Source organism: Streptomyces sp. NPDC004667, assembly GCF_040609475.1.
Taxonomy (GTDB): Bacteria; Actinomycetota; Actinomycetes; order Streptomycetales; family Streptomycetaceae; genus Streptomyces.
In genome coordinates this window covers 53,199-72,791 of the sequence record NZ_JBEXKC010000040.1, presented here as the reverse complement: position 1 = coordinate 72,791, position 19,593 = coordinate 53,199, and the positions used below count along the sequence as shown (strand labels likewise).

At 73.3% G+C, this 19,593-nt stretch carries 16 protein-coding genes and 1 riboswitch; of the genes, 1 reads left to right on the top strand and 15 read right to left on the bottom strand.

The genetic code is table 11. The annotated features are described in order from the left end of the window. From ABZW32_RS22535 to ABZW32_RS22520, 4 genes are all read right to left on the bottom strand, one after another. On the bottom strand, positions 1–1,524 hold a 1,524-nt coding region (locus ABZW32_RS22535), incomplete at its 3' end, for an ATP-binding protein (protein WP_356218417.1). A gap of 300 nt (positions 1,525–1,824) precedes the next feature. Continuing rightward, positions 1,825–3,036, bottom strand: a complete 1,212-nt coding sequence (locus ABZW32_RS22530; RefSeq protein ID WP_356218415.1) for an MBL fold metallo-hydrolase — start codon at positions 3,034–3,036, stop codon at positions 1,825–1,827. A 212-nt stretch (positions 3,037–3,248) separates the two neighbouring features. After that, positions 3,249–4,034: an SGNH/GDSL hydrolase family protein gene (locus tag ABZW32_RS22525; protein WP_356218413.1), complete on the bottom strand. Its 786-nt coding sequence runs from the start codon at positions 4,032–4,034 to the stop codon at positions 3,249–3,251. Positions 4,035–4,197: 163 nt separating this feature from the next. Next, complete coding sequence (locus ABZW32_RS22520; RefSeq protein ID WP_356218411.1) at positions 4,198–5,241, bottom strand: LysM peptidoglycan-binding domain-containing M23 family metallopeptidase; 1,044 nt, start codon at positions 5,239–5,241, stop codon at positions 4,198–4,200. A 4-nt stretch (positions 5,242–5,245) separates the two neighbouring features. After that, positions 5,246–5,410: riboswitch (cyclic di-AMP (ydaO/yuaA leader) on the bottom strand. 327 nt (positions 5,411–5,737) lie between these two features. On the opposite strand from ABZW32_RS22520, the gene ABZW32_RS22515 reads away from it, so the two are divergent. Then, entirely contained in the window at positions 5,738–6,559 is an 822-nt protein-coding gene (locus ABZW32_RS22515; RefSeq protein ID WP_356218409.1) for a tyrosine-protein phosphatase, read from the top strand. 47 nt (positions 6,560–6,606) lie between these two features. Here the strand turns inward: ABZW32_RS22515 and ABZW32_RS22510 are convergent, their stop codons facing one another. From ABZW32_RS22510 to ABZW32_RS22460, 11 genes are all read right to left on the bottom strand, one after another. After that, complete coding sequence (locus ABZW32_RS22510) at positions 6,607–8,010, bottom strand: aspartate aminotransferase family protein (protein ID WP_356218407.1); 1,404 nt, start codon at positions 8,008–8,010, stop codon at positions 6,607–6,609. Beyond that, positions 8,007–9,038, bottom strand: coding sequence for an adenosyl-hopene transferase HpnH (gene hpnH, locus ABZW32_RS22505; protein ID WP_356218405.1), 1,032 nt, complete (start codon positions 9,036–9,038; stop codon positions 8,007–8,009). The genes ABZW32_RS22510 and hpnH overlap by 4 nt, the downstream gene beginning before the upstream one ends. Before the next feature lie 5 nt (positions 9,039–9,043). Then, entirely contained in the window at positions 9,044–9,688 is a 645-nt protein-coding gene (locus ABZW32_RS22500; RefSeq protein ID WP_356218403.1) for a 1-hydroxy-2-methyl-2-butenyl 4-diphosphate reductase, read from the bottom strand. After that, a complete protein-coding gene (gene shc / locus ABZW32_RS22495) occupies positions 9,688–11,781 on the bottom strand; it encodes a squalene--hopene cyclase (protein ID WP_356218401.1) in 2,094 nt (697 codons plus the stop codon). The genes ABZW32_RS22500 and shc overlap by 1 nt, the downstream gene beginning before the upstream one ends. Positions 11,782–11,898: 117 nt before the next feature. Next, positions 11,899–13,053, bottom strand: coding sequence for a polyprenyl synthetase family protein (locus ABZW32_RS22490; RefSeq protein ID WP_356218399.1), 1,155 nt, complete (start codon positions 13,051–13,053; stop codon positions 11,899–11,901). Further along, complete coding sequence (hpnE, locus tag ABZW32_RS22485; protein WP_356218397.1) at positions 13,050–14,465, bottom strand: hydroxysqualene dehydroxylase HpnE; 1,416 nt, start codon at positions 14,463–14,465, stop codon at positions 13,050–13,052. Before hpnE ends, ABZW32_RS22490 begins: the two co-directional genes overlap by 4 nt. 187 nt (positions 14,466–14,652) lie before the next feature. Continuing rightward, positions 14,653–15,612 carry a presqualene diphosphate synthase HpnD gene (gene hpnD / locus ABZW32_RS22480; protein ID WP_356218395.1) on the bottom strand — a complete coding sequence of 320 codons (960 nt, stop codon included), beginning with the start codon at positions 15,610–15,612 and terminating at the stop codon, positions 14,653–14,655. Between the two features lie 8 nt (positions 15,613–15,620). Next, positions 15,621–16,544: a squalene synthase HpnC gene (gene hpnC / locus ABZW32_RS22475; RefSeq protein ID WP_356218427.1), complete on the bottom strand. Its 924-nt coding sequence runs from the start codon at positions 16,542–16,544 to the stop codon at positions 15,621–15,623. Positions 16,545–16,913: 369 nt separating this feature from the next. Continuing rightward, positions 16,914–17,696, bottom strand: a complete 783-nt coding sequence (locus tag ABZW32_RS22470; RefSeq protein WP_356218393.1) for an ABC transporter ATP-binding protein — start codon at positions 17,694–17,696, stop codon at positions 16,914–16,916. After that, complete coding sequence (locus ABZW32_RS22465) at positions 17,689–18,618, bottom strand: ABC transporter permease (RefSeq protein ID WP_356218391.1); 930 nt, start codon at positions 18,616–18,618, stop codon at positions 17,689–17,691. The genes ABZW32_RS22470 and ABZW32_RS22465 overlap by 8 nt, the downstream gene beginning before the upstream one ends. A gap of 96 nt (positions 18,619–18,714) precedes the next feature. Then, positions 18,715–19,587: a glycosyltransferase gene (locus ABZW32_RS22460; protein ID WP_356218425.1), complete on the bottom strand. Its 873-nt coding sequence runs from the start codon at positions 19,585–19,587 to the stop codon at positions 18,715–18,717. Between the last annotated feature and the right edge of the window lie 6 nt (positions 19,588–19,593).

Sequence of the window (19,593 nt, the reverse complement as noted above, 5' to 3'; positions counted from 1 at the left end):
GCGGGCGGGGGCGGTGGCAGGGGCGGGGACGGCGGGCCGTGGCGCTCCGGCCGTGGCGGGCGGGCCGGGGGGCCCGGCCGAGAGCCCGGCCGCCGCCGGGGGCGGCGGAACGGAAGCGGGCACCGGGCCGCCCGCGGGGGGCTCCGCCGCGGAGGCCGTCGCCTGCGCCCACCACCCGCCGCTCCCCCGCTCCGGCTCGGGCTCCCACTGCGGCCGGGAACCCGGCACGTGCACGCGTACGGGTTCCAGCGCGGGCACCGCGCCGCCCTCGCCGGTCCCCCAGGAGGTGGCCCGCGATCCGTCCAGCGCGTCGGCGCCGCTCGGCGCGTCCGCGCCCAGCAGCCCCTGGGGCAGCACCAGTACGGCGAGCACCCCGCCGTAGATGTTGGACTTCAGCTCGACGGCGATGCCGTGGCGGCGGGCCAGCGCCGAGACCACGAACAGCCCGATCCGCCCGTCGGCCAGCAGGTGCCGCACGCTGACCTGGTCGGGGTCCCCCAGCAGGGCGTTCATACGGTGCTGCTCCCCGGCGGGCATGCCCAGTCCGCGGTCCTCGACCTCGACCGCGATCCCGGCGGTGACCCGCTCCGCCCGCACCACGACGTCGGTGTCGGGGGCGGAGAACACCGTGGCGTTCTCGACGAGTTCGGCCAGCAGGTGCACCACGTCGGCGACGGCGTGGCCGCGCACCGTGCCGCCCGCCGGCGGCACCACCTTGACCCGTGTGTACTGCTCGACCTCGGCCACCGAGGAACGCAGCACCTCGCTCAGGTCGATGGGCCGGGTCCACTGGCGTCGCGAGGCGGCCCCGCCGAGCACGGCGAGGTTCTCGGCGTGCCGCCGGATCCGGGTGGCGAGGTGGTCGACGTGGAAGAGCTCCTTGAGCAGGTCGGGGTCCTCGACCGTGTCCTCCAGCTCGTCGAGGAGGGAGATCTCGCGGTGCACGAGCGACTGAAGCCGGCGCGCGAGGTTGACGAAGACCTCCACCTTGCGGTCGCTGTCGCTCGGGGCGGCCGGGACGGCCAGTCGCACCAGGGTCGTGTGCGCCTGTTCCCGGGCACCGCGCAGCTCCTGCGCGAGCAGCCAGAACTCGTCCACCCCGGCCGGATCGCCGGCCGCCGGCGGACCGCTGGGCCCCCCGCGCACGGGCCGTCCCGGACTCTCCCCCCGCTCCAGCCGCTCGGCGGCCGTCCGCAGCTCCTGGCGGCCCCGCACGCTGGAGCGGCGCAGGGCCTCGCAGCGGTCGCGCACGGCCTTGGCCGCCCGCTGCGCCCCGAGCAGGGCGCAGGCGAGGGCGCCGACGACGAGCAGGGCGCAGCCGGTGAGGACGGGCCACAGCCGGGCGTCGCGCGCCCCGGCGCCCCCGCCGAGCTGCAGGGTGAAGATGACCGCGGCGGTGCCGCTGAGCCCGGCGGCGAGCGTGGGCAGTACGGCGGCGCGCAGCAACTGGGGGCGTATCTGCCGGCCGGGTCCGGTGACGGCGTGTCTCGACGGGGCGTGGCGGGCGGCGCGGAATCCGGACATCGGCGTCCTCGGTACGTGGGGCCCGGCCACCGGCGGTCCCGGGGCCCGGTGTTGATCACCGGATACCCACGCTAGACCGCATGCTCCCGCCCCTGACGCCCAGTTGGGGAACTTCGGCGGGCTGCTTCCCGCTCCCGATGGAGCGCTCGTACGAGAGGCCGAATGCGCCGGGAGCGCGTGCCCCGGCACGGCCGGGGGGCGTACGCCGCCCGGCCCTCGCTCCCCACGAACGCCGGGGCCCAGGCGTCCCACCGGGCCCCCGCGCCCCCGCGCCACCGGGGGCACCGGGTCCCCGGTCCGCTACGACCCCACGGCCTCCGGCTCGCCCTGTCCGGCCGGTGCCGGGGCGACGGGAGCGGCCGCGGGCCGCGCCCGTACGGGGGTGGTCGTCACCGGGGCCGGGGGCGCGGCCACGAAGGGGCGCCACCAGGCCCGGTCCGGGGCGTCGGCCGCGCCCGGTTCGAAGGGCTGGCCCGGGATCGGCAGGGCGACGGCCGCCCCGGCCGCCCCGGCGGCGGCGACGGTCCCCTCGCCGGGCTCGTCCCACGGGTGCGGGGCCAGGTTGAAGGTGCCCCAGTGGATCGGCAGCATCGTCCCGTGCGGGAGGCCGCCCTGGAGGTCGAGGTGGGCCTGGATCCCCTCCGCGGGGGTCATGTGGATGTCCGGCCAGTACTCGGAGTAGGCGCCGATCTGGATCATCGTCGCGTCGAAGGGGCCGTGCGCGGCGCCGATCTCCTTGAAGCCGGGGAAGTAGCCGGTGTCCCCGCTGTGGAAGATCCGGTGTTCCCCGCCCGTCACGACCCAGGAGGCCCAGAGGGTGAACTGCTGGTTGCGCAGCCCGCGGCCGCAGAAGTGGCGGGCCGGGGTGGCCGTGAGGGAGAGCCCTGCGACCTCGGTCGTCTCGTTCCAGTCGAGCTCGCGCAGCCGGTCCGGCGACACGCCCCAGCGCTCCAGGTGCGCGCCGACGCCGAGCGGGACGGCGAAGACGGTGTCCGTACCGGCCAGTGCCTTGATGGTGGGCAGGTCGAGGTGGTCGTAGTGGTCGTGGGAGATCACCACGACGTCGACCTCGCCGAGGGAGGCCAGCGGCACGGGGACCGGGTGCAGCCGCTTGGGTCCGGCGAACGGGAAGGGGGAGCAGCGCTCGCCCCAGACCGGGTCGAAGAGGACCCTGCGCCCGTCGATCTCGGCGAGCACGCTGGAATGCCCCATCCAGGTCAGGCGCAGCCCGCTGACCGGCGGTTTCGCCAGCTCGGCGAGGGTGGTGGGGTACACCGGGATGGGGGCGCCCGGGTTGCGCCGTACCCGCTGCTCCTTGTGGAAGTAGATCTTGGCGAACTCGACCATCGACCCGGAGGGCCTGGTCCGTGCGCCCACGGGGTTCTGGAAGACGCCGTCGGCGAAGTTCGGCGAGCGCAGGATCCGCTCCAGCCGTGCGCCGGAGGGGTCCGCGCCGAAGGCTTCGGGCCGCAGGGCGCGCAGCCGGGGACGCAGGGGTTGGGAGCCGGTCAAGGCGCCTCCTGGAGGTGCAGGGCGGTGTGGGACGGTCGTACGACCACGACCATCCCAACGCGTACCGGCCCCCCAGGATTCCTCGTCCCGCCCGCGAGTCGGCCGGATCTCCCGGCCGACTCCCCAGGGACCGCCCGTGCGGGCGCTCCTCCGGGCCGCGGGGCCCCGTCGTCACCGTGGCGCCCGGCCCGCGACGCCTTTGACGGCAGGGCCTAGAGCGGCAGCAGGTCCGGGCGCTTGGCCTCGACGTGGTCGCCGGAGGACTCCCCGCGCAGCCGGCGGCCGATCCAGGGCACGAGGTGCTCGCGCGCCCACTGGATGTTGTCCCGGGTGACGTCCACCGATCCGCGCGGCGGGGTGGGCGGCCACGGCTGGTCCGGGTCGGCGGGGATCTCGTAGCCGAGGACCTGTGCGGCGCGGAGCGCGACACGGGTGTGGCCCTCGGGCGAGAGGTGCAGCCGGTCGCCGTCCCAGGCCCGGCGGTCCTGCACCGACTTCAGCGACCAGAGGTCGAGGACCGGGCAGTCGTAGCGGTCCGCGATGGAACGTACGTGCGCGCTGTACGTCGCGACCTTGCCCCGCAGGTGCTTGAGGACGGGGACGCCCCGGGTGTCGAAGCCGGTGGTGATCATGACGAGGCCGACGGCCCCGGTGAGGTCGGCCACCGCCGCCTCGAACCGCTCCGCCACGTCGTCCGGGTCGCTGCCCGGCCGGATGATGTCGTTACCGCCCGCGCAGAAGGTGACCAGGTCCGGGGCGAGGTCCTGGGCTCTGGGCACCTGTTCGGCCACGATCTGGTCGAGGAGCTTGCCCCGCACCGCGAGGTTCGCGTACCGGAAGTCGTGCTCGTCGCGCTGATCGGCCAGGAGGACGGCGAGCCGGTCCGCCCAGCCGAGATAGGAATCCCCGGGTCCCGGGTCCCCCACGCCTTCGGTGAAGCTGTCCCCGATCGCCGCGTACGAGCCGATGGTCTTGAGTGTCGTCTTCGTCGCTGCCACGGGACGACATCCTTCACCCCCGTCACCAACCTACGCCAACGTAATGAGGGGTTGACGGACCGTGATCTATACCACGCGGGGGATAAGGAATAAGTACACGTGGGGCCGGGACCCCCCTCAGGTCCCGGCCCCACGCGTGTCCGTGCCGCTGCCGCGGCTCCCGTCAGACGTTCACGCCCTTGGAGCGGAGGTAGGCCAGCGGGTCGATGTCCGAGCCGTAGGACGGGCCGGTGCGGATCTCGAAGTGGAGGTGCGGGCCCGTCACGTTGCCGGTGGCGCCGGAGAGGCCGATGCGCTGTCCGGCGGTGACGCTCTGGCCCACCGAGACGGACAGCTGGGAGAGGTGGCCGTACTGGGAGTACTTGCCGTCGGCGTGGCGGATGACGACCTCGTTGCCGTACGCACCTCCCCAGCCTGCGGAAACCACCGTGCCCGCGCCGACCGCCTTGACGGTGGTGCCGGTGCCGGCGATGAAGTCGACGCCGGTGTGGTAACCGGAGGACCACATGCTGCCGCTCTGGTGGTACGGGGTGGAGGTGCCGCCGTCGACCGGGGCGACGAAACCGGAACCGCTCGCGGGGGCCGCGGAACCGGCCGGGGCCGTGGGCGCGGAGGGCGCCGGGCTCTGGGCCGGGGTCTTGGCCGCCGGTCCGCGCGAGGCGGCGGACCGCGGTGCGGGGGGCGCGGCGGGGGCGTCGGCGGTGTCCCCGCCGGCCGCGGACGGGGCCTCGTCGGCCGCCGGAGTCCCGCTGGAGGATTCCTCGGCCGCGGCCTCAGGAGCCTTCGGCGCGGGGGTCCCGGCGGGACCGTCCAGCGTCAGCCGCAGGCCCGGGTGGATGAGGGAGGGATTCGCGCCGACGGCCTCGCGGTTGTCCGCGTAGAGCCGCTCCCAGCCGCCCTGGAGGTGGCGCTCCGCGGCGATCTTCGACAGGTAGTCGCCCGGGACGACGGTGTAGACGGCCGGAGCGGCAGCCGGAGCGGCGGCGGGGGCGGCGGCCGGAGCGGCGGCGGGGGCGGCGGCCGGAGCGGCGGCGGGGGCCCGGAGGGTCTGGGGCACCTGCGCGGGCGTCACGGCCCCGGTGGCGGCGTGGGCGCCGGCGGCGACCGTCAGCGGCAGCGCGAGGGCGGCACCACCGGTGCCGGCCACGGCGAGGCCACGGGATATGGAACGGGACTTCGGACGGCGGTGCTTACCCTTTGCGGGCATGGCGAATTCCTCTCCGGCGCCTGCGAGGTGAGCTGTCGGGTTCGGACTGGAGATGTCCGGCCGTACCCGTGGAACACGCGTACGACTTCACCCCGAGCCGCCCGGAAGTGATCCGGAACGGCGACTTACCTGGTTCCCCCGCTCCTGCCGCGCGCGTCGATGGTCGGGTGCGGTTCCCGGGCGGCGGCAGGATGAGGCGGTCCACCCGGATCGATCGCGAAGGTAATCCAGCGGGAGTGCGCACAACAAGCCGTGAATTCCCTGACGGAATAGCAGGCGTGAGGGATCAACGGAATTCCCGTCACCCTCCGTCCATTCCCCTGCGGCAACAACCGCCCTGGCAAGGGAATTCGGATTTCGCGATCAGGCACGGACGGTCACCGTATGATCTGGCTCACGGGGCCTGGCGCGATCTCGCCTCCACATATGGCAAGTTGTTCCCAACCAGATCAATTCGGACACGCAGGACACACGCAGGACACGCGGAGGAGCGCACGTGACCCAGCAGATACCCCAGCCCCCGTCGAGCACCCCGGAGCCGGAGCGCGGGCTCTCCGGAGTGCGCAATTTCCGTGACGTGGGCGGCCTGTCGGCCGCCGACGGGCGGAGGGTCAGGCCGGGACGACTGTTCCGAAGCGGACATCTCGCACATGCCACCGAAACCGATACGGAGTTCCTCGAATCCCTCGGGCTGCACACCGTCTTCGACTTCCGCAACGGAGCCGACCAGGCCCTGGAGGGCCCGGACGTCGAGCTGGCGGGCGTGCGCAACGTGAACATCCCGCTGTCGGATCCGGCCGACGGACGGGAGTTCTGGAAGATGGTCCGCGACGGGGACCTCGCCCGGCTCCGCACCGTCCTGGGCGACGGCAAGGCGGCCGCCCGCATGAGGGACTCGTACCGGACGATCATCCTCACCCGCACCGCCGAGCACGGCCGGGTGGTGCGCGCGCTCGCCGAGGACAGCGTCCCGGCACTGATGCACTGCGCCGCGGGCAAGGACCGCGCGGGACTGTCGATCGCCGTCACCCTGCTCGCCCTGGGCGTCGGGCGCGACGCGATCGTCGCCGACTACCTGGAGTCCAACGCCCCGCACAACCGCTACCGCGTCCGGCGCGGCGGCGACGCGCCCGAGGACCGCTCCCCCGAGGTCATGGAGCTGCTGGCCCCGCTCTTCGAGGCGCGCGCCGAGTACCTGCTCGCGGCGTTCGACACCATCGACGGCCAGTGGGGCGGGGTGGACGGCTACCTCGCCGGGGGACTCGGCCTCGCACCCGCCACGCTGGAGCGGCTGCGCGAACGGCTCCTCGTCGGCTGACGCCGACGGGGCCCGCGGCGGGGGCACACCCGGCCCCCGCCGCCCGCTCAGCGGTTGCCGACCGCCTGCTTGACCAGGGTCCTGCCGAAGTCCCACATCAGGCCGCCCCCGCCGTGCGCCTCGTCCATGACCTCGCGGAACGCCCCGACGAACCGGTCCACGTCCCCCTCGTCCACGATCAGCGGCGGGATGAGCTTGATGACCTCCAGGTGGTCGCCGGAGACCTGGGTCAGGATCCGGTGCCGGTTCAGCAGCGGCGCCACGACCATCTGCGCGAACAGGCCCTTGCGGGCCGCCTGGAGCACGGCCCAGCGGCTGCGCAGCCCCAGGGAGGACGGCCGGCCGAACTCGATGCCGATCATCAGGCCGCGCCCCCGCACCTCGTGCAGCAGCTCGTACTCGTCCACCAGCGCCGCGAGCCGCCCGCGCAGCAGGTCGCCCGTCGCGCGGGCGTTGGCCACCACCTGCTCGTCCTCCATGACGGCGAGGACCGCCAGCCCGGCCGCCATCGCCTGCGCGTTGGAGCCGAAGCTGGCGGAGTGCACCAGCACGCGGTCCATGGAGGAGTAGACCTTCTGGAAGATCCAGTCCTTGCCGAGGGTCGCCCCGACGGGGACGTAGCCGCCGGAGAGGGCCTTGGCCACGCACACCAGGTCCGGTTCCACGCCCGGCTCGTGCTGGTACGCGTAGAAATCGCCCGTCCGTCCGAGGCCGGTCTGGACCTCGTCCGCGATGAGCAGCGCCTTGTGGCGGTGCAGCAGTTCCTGTGCGGCGCGCAGGTATCCGGGCGGGGCGGCGAGCACGCCCTTGCCCTGGACCGGCTCGACGATCAGGGCGGCGACGTCCCCGCGCCGGAGCTCCGCCTCCAGGGCGTCCAGGTCCCCCAGCGCGATCTTCGTGTCGGGGAGCAGGGGGGCGAAACCGTCGCGGAAGCCGCCCTCCCCGTTGACCGACAGCGAGCCCGTGGTGAGCCCGTGGAAGGCGTGGTCGCAGTAGAGGATCCTGGGGCGGCCGGTGGCGTAGCGGGCGAACTTCAGGGCGGTCTCGACGGCCTCGGTGCCGCTGTTCCCGAAGAAGACCCGGTCCAGGTGGGGGCTGTGGCCGAGGAGCTTCTCGGCCAGCAGTCCGGGCAGCGGCTGGCAGTCGAAGCGGGTCAGGTCGGCGAGCTGGGCGTCCAACACGTCGTGCAGGGCGCGGCGCACGACGGGGTGGTGGCGGCCCAGGCCCATCACGCCGAAGCCGGCCAGCATGTCGAGGTAGTCGTTGCCCTCGTCGTCCCAGAAGTGGGCGCCCTCGGCCCGTACGTAGACCTTGTCGAAGCCGATGGTGCGCAGCATCCGGGGCAGCTGGTGGTTGAGGTGGCGGGCGTGCAGCTCGTACCGCTCCCCGCCGCGCTCGGCCAGCAGCGCGGCGAGGTCGAAGCCCCCGCCCCCTCGGGGCGCGGGGGTCATGACGAGCCGGCCCGGTTGCCGCCGATCGTCTCCCGGGCCGCGCGCAGGGACTCCTTGAGGGATCCCATGGTGGCGAGGACGGCGGTGGGCTCGTAGCCGCAGTGCGCCATGCAGTTCGCGCAGCGCGGGTCCTTCCCGCGGCCGTACTTGCTCCAGTCGGTGTCCTCGATCAGCTCCCGGTACGTGGGCACGTAACCGTCGCTCATCAGGTAGCAGGGGCGCTGCCAGCCGAAGAGGGAGTAGTTCGGAATGGCCCAGGCCGTGCAGGGGAAATCCGCCTTGCCTTCGAGGAAGTCGAGGAAGAGCGGGGAGTGGTTGAGCCGCCAGCGCAGCCGGTTGCCTCCGGCGAAGGCCTTCTTGAAGAGTTCCCGGGTCTGTTCGACGCCCAGGAAGTGTTCCTGGTCGGGGGCCTTTTCGTAGGCATAGGCGGGCGAGATCATCATTTCGTCGACCTTGAGGTCGTCGTTGAGGTAGTTCAGCACCTCGATGATCGTCTGGGGCGTGTCGGTGTTGAAGAACGTGGAGTTGGTGGTGACCCGGAATCCGCGGCGCTTGGCCTCCTTGATGGCCGCCACGGCTTCGTCGAAAACGCCTTCCTTGGCCACGGATTCGTCGTGGCGTTCGCGCAGCCCGTCGATGTGCACGGCGAAGGCGAAATACGGGGAGGGGGTGAACTTCTCGATCTTCTTGCGGAGCAGCATCGCGTTGGTGCAGAGGAAGACGTATTTCCGCCTGGCCACGAGCTGCCGCACGATCTCGTCGATCTGCGGGTGCATCAGGGGCTCGCCGCCCGCGATGGACACCATCGGGGCGCCGGACTCCAGGACGGCGCCGACCGCCTGGGCGACCGGCATGCGCTGCTTGAGCACGCCCGCCGGATGCTGGATCTTCCCGCACCCCTCACAGGCCAGGTTGCACGCGTAGAGCGGCTCCAGCTCGACGATCAGCGGGAACTTCTCGCGCTTGCGGAGCTTCTGTTCGAGAAGATAGGTCCCGACCCTGATGGACTGTCGCAACGGCATGGCCATCTGGCTCACCTCCTGGGGAGCAGCAACGAACGGTGCCAGTCATGGAACGCGGGCCGTACGGCACGCAGCACGCGGAAGGCCGATATTCCACCGCGCACCGTGCCGATACGGACGAGCTCGTGCTCCGGAGCGTCCACGATCACCCGAACGGCCGCAAGGGGACGGTCGGCGCCCCCGTGCGCGGTCCACAGGGTGGCCGCGGACTCCATGTCGACCGCGATGGCACCGGTGGCGCGCAGTTGCGCGCGCTCCTGCCCGCGGACGACGTGGTCGGATCCGGTCAGTGCGCCGAGGTGCACGGTCCGGCCGGGCACCGCCCGGGCCAGTGCCTCGGCGAGGAGGGCGGTGCCGGTACAGGCGACCGCCCCGCGCGGGTCCCGGGTCTCCTCGGCGACGACCAGGTCGCCGGGGTGCATCCCGGGGACGAGGCCGGCGCAGAAGCCGGTCGCCAGGACGGCGGCCCGCTCCATGCCCGGCCGCCCCAGGGCCCGGGTGAGGGCGCGCTCGGCCGCGCGCGGGCCCATGCCGGTGCGCAGCAGCGCCCCCTGCGGTGCGCCGCCGCGGCCCGCGCTGCGCAGGGCCGCCTGCTCGATGCGCAGGGCGCAGGCGATCAGCAGCGGGGGCCGGGGCGGCGGCGCTCCGGCGGCCATCACGCCCCTCCGGCCGGCCGGCGCGCCCCGCCCGCGCGCGGACCGTCGGGGCCGAACGGTTCTCCGTGGAGGTAGCGGCCCAGGGCGGTGAGGGGGAACACCTGCCGGTAGAGGTGGTAGTTGATGGAGAAGTCCCAGGGGAAGCCGGTGCCGGTGAAGTACGGCTCGTCCCAGGTCCCGTCGGGGCGCTGGGTCCTGACCAGGTACGCCAGCCCGCGCTCGACGGCCCCGCCGTCGCGCTCCCCCGCCGACAGCAGCGCCATCAGCGCCCAGGCGGTCTGGGAGGCGGTGGAGGCGCCCTTCCCGGCCCAGGAGCGGTCCTGGTAGGAGCGCTGGTCCTCGCCCCAGCCGCCGTCCTCGTTCTGTACGGATTCCAGCCAGCCCACGGCCCGCCGGATCGCGGGGTGCGAGGGGGCGGTGCCGGCGGCGGTGAGGGCGGGGACCACCGAACCCGTCCCGTAGACGTAGTTGGTGCCCCAGCGTCCGAACCAGGCGCCGTCCGGCTCCTGTTCGGCGAGCAGCCAGGCGATGCCGCGTCGGGTGCGCGGGTCGGCGGCCTTGCCCTCGAAGGCGAGCATCTCGACGACGTGGGCGGTGACGTCGGCCGAGGGCGGGTCGATCACCTCGCCGAAGTCGCAGAAGGGCAGCCGGTTGGGGAAGGGGCTGGTGTTGTCGGCGTCGAAGGCCCCCCAGGCGCCGTTCTTCGACTGCATGCCGAGGTTCCAGGACACCCCGCGGGCGATGGCGGCCTCGACCTTCGCCGGTTCGGGGTGGTGGATGCGGCGCAGGGCCAGGACGACTTCGGCGGTGTCGTCGATGTCCGGGTAGTTGTCGTTGTGGAACTCGAAGGCCCAGCCGCCCGGTTCGAGCCCGGGGCGGCGCACGGCCCAGTCTCCGCTGCGCCGGATCTCCTCGCCGAGCATCCAGTCGGCGGCCTTGACCAGGGCGGGGTGGTCGGGGCGCACCCCGGCGTCGGCGAGGGCGATCGCGGCGAGGCAGGTGTCCCACACGGGGGACTGGCAGGCCTCGATCATCCGGGCGCCGTCCTCGCGCCAGACGGCGAACCGGTCGAGGGACTCCAGTCCGGCCCGCATCACCGGGTGCCCCAGGTCGTAGCCGAGCAGGTGCAGGGCGATGACGGAGTACACCGCGGGTGGCTGGATCCCGCCCCAGCAGCCGTCGTTCTCCTGGCGCTCGACGATCCAGCGGCCGGCGGCCGTCATGGCGGCCTTGCGCAGTCGGCCCGGGGCGAACCGCCGGTAGACGTGCAGGGCCTTGTCCATGCGCTGGAAGGCCCCTTCCCAGGTGGCGAGCGGAGCGGTCGGCCTGGCCGGGAAGGGGTTGCGCGCGTCGGTGTGCAGCTCGTCGAGCGCGAAGGGGGCCGGGCGGACGGGCCGCAGGGCCGAGACGACGGTGAGCGGGACGATGGTCTGGCGGGCCCAGCAGCCGAAGTCGTAGATGTTCAGCGGCACCCAGGAGGGCAGGAAGACCAGCTCGGGCGGGAGTTCGGGCAGGTGGTCCCAGTTCCACCAGCCGAACAGGGCGAGCCAGATCCGGGTGAACACCCGGGCGGCGGCGATCCCGCCGTGGGCCCGGATCCAGGCCGAGGCGCGGGCCATGTGCGGGCTGCCGGGGTCGTCCCCGGCGAGGCGCAGGGCGACGTACGCCTCGATGGTGGCGGAGAGTTCGGGCGGGCCGCCGTGGAAGGTGGCCCAGGTCCCGTCCTCGCGCTGTTCGCCCCGGATGAAGAGGGCGGCGGCGCGCGTGGTGGCCTCGTCCCGGATGCCGAGGAACTGCCGCAGCAGCAGGTCCTCGGCGTCCATGGTGACGTTGGTCTCCAGGTCGCCCTTCCACCACCCGGCCGGGTCCTGGCGCTCCAGCAGCGCGCGGACGGCCTTGTCGGCGGCCTCCTGGACACCGCGCGGCGGGCCGCCGGGCCCGCCCCCGCCCCCGGGCGGCCCTCCGGGCGCACCCGTCGGCGCGGCGGGCACCGAGGTGGTGGGCGCCGGGCCGGCCGTCCCGGCCGGCCCTTCTGCGCGCTCCGGATCCGCACCGCGGGCCATCGCACCGGCGCCGTCGGTCGTCGCTGTCATGGCTTCCCCTTAGAACAGTGTCCTCTGCTGTGCTGGGGTCTGCCGTCGGCCGGTGCGCGCTAGCAGGTGGCGGCGCCGGCCGGCGACTCGCGCTTCATATCCGCTGCCGGGTGGCGATCACCTCTTGCGCACGACGACGAAGTCGGCGAGGGCGACGAGCTGGTCCCGTACCCGCTGCGGCATGTTCACGTCGTCCAGGGCGCGGATCGCCACCGCGTGCTGGCGCCGGGCCTCGTCGGCGGTCCACTGGCGGCCGCCCGCGGCCTCGATGAGCGCGGCGCGGTGGGCGAACTCCTCCTCGGAGAAGTTCTCGAAGTCGTTGCTCTTGGCGTCGGCGGCGAGCAGCCGGGCGAGTTCCTCGCAGGCGGGTCCGCCGGCCGCGAGGGCGGCGACCACGGGCAGGGACTTCTTGCGCTGGCGCAGGTCGCTCCAGGTCTGCTTGCCGGTGGCGTCCGGGTCGCCCCAGATGCCGAGGAGGTCGTCGACGGCCTGGAAGGCGAGGCCGAGGTGGTAGCCGTACTCCTCCAGCTTGTCGGCGGTGCGGTCGTCGGCGCCGCCCAGGACGGCACCGATGGAGACCGCGCAGGCGAGCAGGGCGCCCGTCTTGTTGCCCTCCATCTCCAGGCACTCCTCGACGCTGACGCTCTCGCGGTGCTCGTAGGAGATGTCCTGGGCCTGGCCGTCGATGAGCTTGCGGCTGGCGGTGGTCAGGCGGCGGGCCGCGCGGCCCGCCTCGACGGTGCCCAGCTCCAGCAGGACCTCGTTGGCGAGGGCGAAGAGGGCGTCGCCGACGAGGATCGCCAGCGCCGGTCCGTGGACCTTCCAGACCGTGTCGCGGTGGCGGCGCTGTTCGTCGCCGTCCATCAGGTCGTCGTGCAGCAGCGAGAAGTTGTGGACGAGCTCCACGGCGACGGCGCCGGGGACGCCGACCTCGGCGGAGGCGCCGGCGGCCTCGGCGGAGAGCAGGGCGAGGGCGGGCCGGACGGCCTTGCCCCCGTCGCCGTCCGCCGGGTTGCCCTGGGCGTCGATCCAGCCGAAGTGGTAGGCGGCGACCGTGTCCATGGGCGCCGCGAGCCGGTCTACGGCGGCGCGGAGCACGGGGGTCGACAGCGTGCGGCCGCGTTCCAGGAGGGCGAGCGTGTCCGCCTGCTCCCCGCCGGCCGTGCCCACACTGGCAGCCGTGTTCTCGACGGCCGGGTTCCCCGGGTTCACTGGCTCTCCTCTGGTTCCTGTACGTGCTGTGCCGGTTGTGCTGGTGGTCGTGGTCGTCATGCCGCCTCCCACGGAGGACGTCCGGCGGGGCGGCCCAGGGCGGTGAGTGCCGCCCGTGCCGCACCGGTGCCGCTGCGGACCGCGCTCTCCATGGTCGCGGGCCAGCCGGTGGCGGTCCACGCACCTGCGAGATAGAGGCCCGGCGTGTCGGTCCGGTTGCCGGGGCGCAGCCGGCCGACGCCCGGACTCGGGGCGAAGGTGGCGGTGCGTTCCCGGGTGACGAAGAAGTCGCGCACCTTCGCGCCGCGGGCGGCGGGCAGCAGCCGCTCCAGCTCCGGCAGGTACTTGGCGCGCAGGACGGACACCGGTTCGTCGATGTCGTCCTGGGCCACCGACTGGGACAGGGCCAGGTACTGGCCGCCGTCGGTGAGCCCGGAGGAGTCGGTGCGGTCGAAGACCCACTGGACCGGGGAGCCCAGGGCCGCGAAGAAGGGCTGCCTGAGCACCTTGCGGTCGTAGACGACGTGGACGTTGAGGATGGGCGCGGTGCCGATGTCGAGGAGCTTGTCCGGGTCGGCCAGCGCCCCGGGCGGGAGCAGCCCGTGGGCCTCGCGCTGCGGGACGGCGAGGACGACGGTGCCCGCCGCGAGGGACTCCTCTTCGGTGTCCACCCGCCAGTTCCCGTCGTCCGTACGGGAGACGCAGGTGACGCGGGTGCGCAGTGCGGTGCGCACGTCGGCCGCGTCGAGGGCCTTGCGGGCGAGGGTGTCGTGGAGGTCGCCGAGCGGGACGCGGGCCCAGCCGATGTCTGCGGCGCCGTTCTCGGAGAGCAGGCCGGTCTTGAAGACCATGGCGGCCAGGCCCAGCGAGGACTGGTCGGCGGTGGCGTTGAGGGTGGCGATGCCGACGAGGTCCCAGAGGGCCTCGACGGTGCGCGGGGACTGGCCGTAGCGGGCGAGCCAGGTGGCGAAGTCCAGGCCGTCGAGGGCCGGGTCGGCGGGGTCGAGGCGGCGCAGGGCGAGGGCGGCGCGTCCCACGGCCGCCCGCTCGGCGAGCGAGAGGTGCGGGTAGGTGGCCAGGGAGGCGGCCAGGTGCAGGGGGACGGGCAGGGCGCTGCGGCGCAGCCGGCCCAGGCGGGGTCCCCGGGGGTGGGCGACGTCGAGGACGGGGACGTCGAGCCGGTCCTGGACCGGGGCGAGGTCCGCGCCGCCGACGCGGTCCAGGAACCACCGGTAGGCCGTGCAGCAGCGGAGGTAGACGTGCTGGCCGTTGTCGACGGTCAGCTCGCCGCGCTTGAAGGAGAACGCGAGGCCGCCGAGCCGGGGGCGGCTTTCGAGCAGGGTGACCCGCAGTCCGGCGTCGGCGAGCCGGAGCGCGGCGGTGACTCCGGCGAGTCCGCCGCCGACGACGACGGCGTGCCGGGCGGCGTCCTGGTCGGCGTCTCGCCGCGGGCTCCGGTCGGCGGTGCTCATGCGTCCTCCCCCGTGGTGCGGTGGCCCTGGCGGGCGGTGGGGGCGGGCACGCCTCGGTGCGCCGCGGCCCGGCGCGGACCACGGCCTTCGCCCGCCCGGAGAGACGCCGCCGCGGCGGCCGGGGTTGCCCGGCCGTCGGCCCGATCCGCCGCGGGGCGGGCCGGGGCGGGGGTCCTGGTGCGCCGCATCAGACGCGCCTGCGCGTGCTCTGGCGGGAGATGGTGCGGGCGTCGAGGCCCGAGAGGCCGCGCACGGCGACGTACGCCTTCTCGTGGGTCGGCAGCGAGACGCGCCCGCGCAGCACGGCCTCGGGCTCGCGCTCGATGCGGTCCAGGAGGCGGCGGTAGATGCCGGCCATGGCGGCCACGCAGGCGCCGCTGCGCCGGTCGAGCATAGGCAGCAGCCGGTAGCCCTCGACGAACAGGGCCCGTGCGCGCCGTACTTCGTGGTGGACGAGGCCGGCGAAGTCGGATCCGGCGGGGGCCCGGTCGCCGTGGAAGCCTTCGGAGCAGCCGAACTTGGCGAGGTCCTCGGCGGGGAGGTAGGTGCGGCCGTTGGCCGCGTCCTCGCGGACGTCCCTCAGGATGTTGGTGAGTTGCAGGGCCAGGCCCAGGGTGTCGGCGTACTCGTCGGCGCGGTCGGCTTCGAAGGCGCCGGGACCGCCGGTGCGCACGGTGCCGAAGACGCCGAGGGAGAGCCGTCCGATGGCCCCGGCCACGCAGCGGCAGTAGGCCTTGAGGTCGTCCCAGGTCTCGTACTCCTCGCCGCGGACGTCCATCAGGACCCCGTCGATGAGTTCGTCGAGGCCGCCGAGGGGGATGGGGAAGCGCCGCGAGGCGTGGGCGAGGGCGACGGCGACCGGGTCGGTGTCGTCCTCGTCGACCTCCTCGGCCCGGATGCGGGCGAGCAGGGCGCGCGTCTCCTCCAGCCGTACGAGCTTGGCCTCGGGCGGGAGCGTGCCGTCTCCGATGTCGTCGACGCGCCGCGAGAAGGCGTACAGCGCCGACATCGCGTGCCGCTTGTCGGTGGGCAGCAGCCGGATGCCGTACGCGAAGTTGCGCGCCTGCGTGCCGGTGACGGCCTCGCAGTAGCTGTAGGCCGCGAGGACCGGAGCGGACGGAGCGGACGCGTGTGTGGGGCCCTCCACGTTCGGGCTCACCCCTTTCTCGGCGCTGTGCGCAGGACGGCGGCCACCTCGCGGAGCAGGAGGCTCCGGGTGGGCTTGGGCGGGCCGGGGAGCACGTCGAAGCCTGCGGCCGAAATCGCCCGCAGGGCGGCGCGCCCTCCTCCCACGAACCCCGCGAGCAACAGCCGTAGCCTGCCGTGCACGCTACCCACGAGGGGGGTGCCTTCATTCAGGAGTTCGCGTGCGCGTTCGGCTTCGAATGCGACCAGGGAGCGTACGGACGCTCCGGCGGACGGGGCCCGCAGGTCGTTCTCGGTGACGTGGAAGCGGCGCATGTCCTGCGCGGGGAGATAGATCCGGTCGCGGCCGAGGTCCTCGGCGACGTCCTGGAGGTGTTCGGCGATCTGCAGGGCGGTGCAGACGGCGTCGGAGCGGCGGATCCGCTCGGGAGTGGCGGTACCGGTCAGGGCGAGCACGAGGCGGCCCACGGGATTGGCGGAGAGCTCGCAGTAGGCGAGGAGGTCCGCGTACGTCTCGTACCGCGTGACGTGCTGGTCCTGGCGGTTGGCCTCGATGAGCCCGAGGAAGGGCTCGGGGGTGAGGCCGTGGTCGCGCACGACGGGGCGCAGGGCCAGCAGCAAGGGGTGGCGGGGCGGGCCGTCGGCGGAGCCGAAGACGCGCAGCAGGTCGGCCTCGAAGGCGTCGAGCATGGCGGGGCGGTCGTCCGCCGCGGCCGCGTCGAGGCCCAGGAGCACGGCGTCACGGCCGCCGGGGGCGAGGTCGCCGTCGCCGATGTCGTCGACGAGGCGGGCGTAGCCGTAGACCGCCGTCAGACCCTCGCGCCAGGCGCGGGGCAGGAAGGCGGGGGCGACGGGGAAGTTCTCCGCCGCGGCCTTGGCGAGGGTGGCGCGGGCGTGGGGGTCGAGGACGGCGTCGCAGGAGCCGGGCCGGATGCCGGGCCCGGCGGTCACCGCCCGCCGCCCGCGGCGGGGACGGCCACTGCGTCTGGGGACCGCAGAATTCCCGTAGCCATTGCCGTCACGTCTCCCGTTCTACACTGCCGACCCAAGTCATCCCATTTCGGACACGCCGCCGAAGTTTACCCGGGAGTATCCGGGGAGAACCGGTTGTGGGGAATCGTCCCCTCTTGGCGTGATTGAGAACTGCTTCAGCTTACGCTGTACAACGCCGCGGGGGCCTATCGGGTGTCCACGGCACCTCGGAATGTCGGCCCCGGCCGGATCCCGCCGCACGGCGAGGCCCCCGGCGCGCGGAGCGACGGGGGCCTGCGACGGCCGGATCCGGCGGGCCGGAGCGTCCGGTCAGTGGCTGGTTGCCTTCTCGTACGCGGAGACGACTTCCTCGGTGGGCCCGTCCATCAGGAGTTCGCCCTTCTCCAGCCACAGCACCCGGCTGCAGGTGTCGCGGATGGAGTTGTTGTTGTGGCTCACCAGGAAGACCGTGCCGGCCTTCTCCCGCAGTTCACGGATGCGCGCCTCGGAACGGACCTGGAACTTGCGGTCACCGGTGGCGAGGGCCTCGTCGATCATCAGGACGTCGTGGTCCTTGGCGGCCGCGATCGAGAAGCGCAGGCGCGCCGCCATGCCCGAGGAGTAGGTGCGCATGGGAAGGGAGATGAAGTCCCCCTTCTCGTTGATCCCCGAGAAGTCGACGATGTCCTCGTAGCGCTCCTTGATCTGCTCGCGGGTCATGCCCATCGCGAGACCGCCGAGGACCACGTTGCGCTCGCCCGTGAGGTCGTTCATCAGGGCGGCGTTCACGCCCAGCAGCGAGGGCTGGCCGTCGGTGTAGACCTTGCCGGACTCGCAGGGCAGCAGGCCCGCGATGGCGCGCAGCAGGGTGGACTTGCCGGAGCCGTTGGAGCCGATGAGGCCGATGGCCTCGCCTCGGTACGCGGTGAAGGAGACCCCGCGCACGGCGTGGACCCGGCGGACGCCCGGGGAGTCGCCCTTGCCGCGGCGGAGTATCTTGCTCAGCGCCGCGGTGGCGCTGCCCTTGCCGGAGCTGCCGGTGTTGACGCGGTACACGATGTGCACCTCGTCGGCGATGACGGTGGGCACGTTGCCCTTGGTGATCTCAGCCACGGCCGTAACGCTCCTCAGCCTTCCAGAAGTACACGAAGCCGCCGGCGCCGATGAGGACGGCCCAGCCGACCGCGAAGAGCCAGACGTGGGGCGGCAGGTTCGAGGCGCCGTAGTCCTCGATCAGCGAGAAGCGCACCAGGTCCATGTAGATCGCCGCGGGGTTCCACTGGAGGACGTCCGCGATCCAGGCCGGCTTGTCCTTCAGCATCGTGCCGATCGAGAACATCACGCCCGAGGCGTACATCCACGTGCGGGTGAGGAAGGGCATCAGCTGCGCGAGGTCGGGGGTCTTGGACCCCATCCGCGCGAAGACCAGCGCGAGGCCGGTGTTGAAGACGAACTGCAGGGCCAGCGTCGGGATCACCAGCAGCCAGGACAGCTGCGGGTAGTTCCCGAAGGCGACCGCGACGATGACCACGACGATCATCGAGTACAGCAGCTGCTGGAGCTGCTGCATGGAGAAGGAGATCGGCAGCGAGGCGCGCGGGAAGTGCAGCGCGCGCACCAGGCCGAGGTTGGTGGGGATCGCCCGGACGCCCGCCATCAGCGAGTTCTGGGTGAAGGTGAAGACGAAGATGCCCATCACCAGGAAGGGGATGTACACCCCCTTCTCCATGCCCCGGCCCGCGTTCAGGATGAGGCCGAAGATGAGGTAGTAGACGAGCGCGTTGAGCAGGGGGGTCGCCACCTGCCAGATCTGGCCGAGCTTCGCCTGGCTGTACTGCGCCACCAGCTTGGCCCGCGAGAAGGCCATGATGAAGTGGCGTCGGCCCCAGAGCTGCCGCACGTATCCGCCCAGGCTGGGCCGAGCGCCACTGACCGAGAGGCCGTACTTCCTGGCGAGCTCGGCGGGGCTCAGGCCCGCGTCTTCGGACGGCGGCTTGCTCGTGGCGAGGGCGCCGTCGTGGGTTGTGTCACTCACAAGTTGAAACTTTCCGTCTTCAAGATGCGGCAGGAGGGGCATCGGGGCTGGAGCGCCGGACCCGTGATGGGGCCCATGCTCCCAGACGTGAGCTTGTCAGATGACAGGCGGTCGGCCCAGCCGGGTCAGCTTCCAGACCGTACGCCACCTCATGGGGCGCCGGGGACCGCAGGGGGTGGTCCAGCCCTCCTTGAACCCGCCGAACCAGGCCTTGAGCGCCGGCGCCGAGGGCCTGCGCACGAGCGTCAGCGCGAGCCAGACGCCCAGGTAGAGCGGGACCAGCGGGGCGGGCAGGTTGCGTCGGGCGAGCCACACCCGGTTACGGGCCACCATACGGTGGTAGACCGCGTGCCGGGACGGGGCGGTGGTCGGGTGCAGCAGCACCATGTCCGCCCGGTAGTCGATCAGCCACCCGGCGTCGAGCGCCCGCCAGGCCAGGTCGGTCTCCTCGTGCGCGTAGAAGAACTCCCCGGGCAGCGTTCCGACCTGCTGGAACACCGTCGTGCGGACGGCGTTGGCGCCGCCCAGGAAGGTGGTCACGCGGGAGGAGCGCATCGGGTCGGAGGCGCGCAGCCGGGGCACGTGACGGCGCTGGGTGGCGCCGGTCTCCGGGTCGGCGATGCGGAAGCTGATGATCCCCAGCTCCCGGTCCTCGGCGAAGGCCTGCCGGCACAGCTCGGCGGTGTCGGTCCGGTCCAGGAGCCCGTCGTCGTCGAGGAAGAGCAGGACGTCCACGTCGGCGCCGCCGGGGCCGAAGGCCTCGATGCCGACGTTGCGGCCGCCCGGGATGCCGAGGTTCTCCGGCAGCTCGACGGTGCGCACGCCCTCGGGCAGGCCGGGGACCGGCACGCCCTGGCCGACGACGACCACCTCGACGGGGTCGCCGTCCTGGCGGGCCACCGACTCCAGCAGCGCCTTGAGCTCGTCGGGGCGGTTGCCCATGGTGATGATCACGGCGCCCAGCCGCATCGGCGC

Excerpts from the sequence above, each read along its gene's own strand:
- ABZW32_RS22460 (WP_356218425.1), bottom strand. The coding sequence starts at position 19,587 with ATGCGGCTGGGCGCCGTGATCATCACCATGGGCAACCGCCCCGACGAG.
- ABZW32_RS22520 (WP_356218411.1), bottom strand. The coding sequence starts at position 5,241 with ATGCCCGCAAAGGGTAAGCACCGCCGTCCGAAGTCCCGTTCCATATCC.
- ABZW32_RS22500 (WP_356218403.1), bottom strand. The coding sequence starts at position 9,688 with ATGGCCGCCGGAGCGCCGCCGCCCCGGCCCCCGCTGCTGATCGCCTGC.
- hpnE (WP_356218397.1), bottom strand. The coding sequence starts at position 14,465 with ATGAGCACCGCCGACCGGAGCCCGCGGCGAGACGCCGACCAGGACGCC.
- hpnH (WP_356218405.1), bottom strand. The coding sequence starts at position 9,038 with ATGGCCATGCCGTTGCGACAGTCCATCAGGGTCGGGACCTATCTTCTC.
- shc (WP_356218401.1), bottom strand. The coding sequence starts at position 11,781 with ATGACAGCGACGACCGACGGCGCCGGTGCGATGGCCCGCGGTGCGGAT.
- ABZW32_RS22510 (WP_356218407.1), bottom strand. The coding sequence starts at position 8,010 with ATGACCCCCGCGCCCCGAGGGGGCGGGGGCTTCGACCTCGCCGCGCTG.
- ABZW32_RS22490 (WP_356218399.1), bottom strand. The coding sequence starts at position 13,053 with ATGACGACCACGACCACCAGCACAACCGGCACAGCACGTACAGGAACC.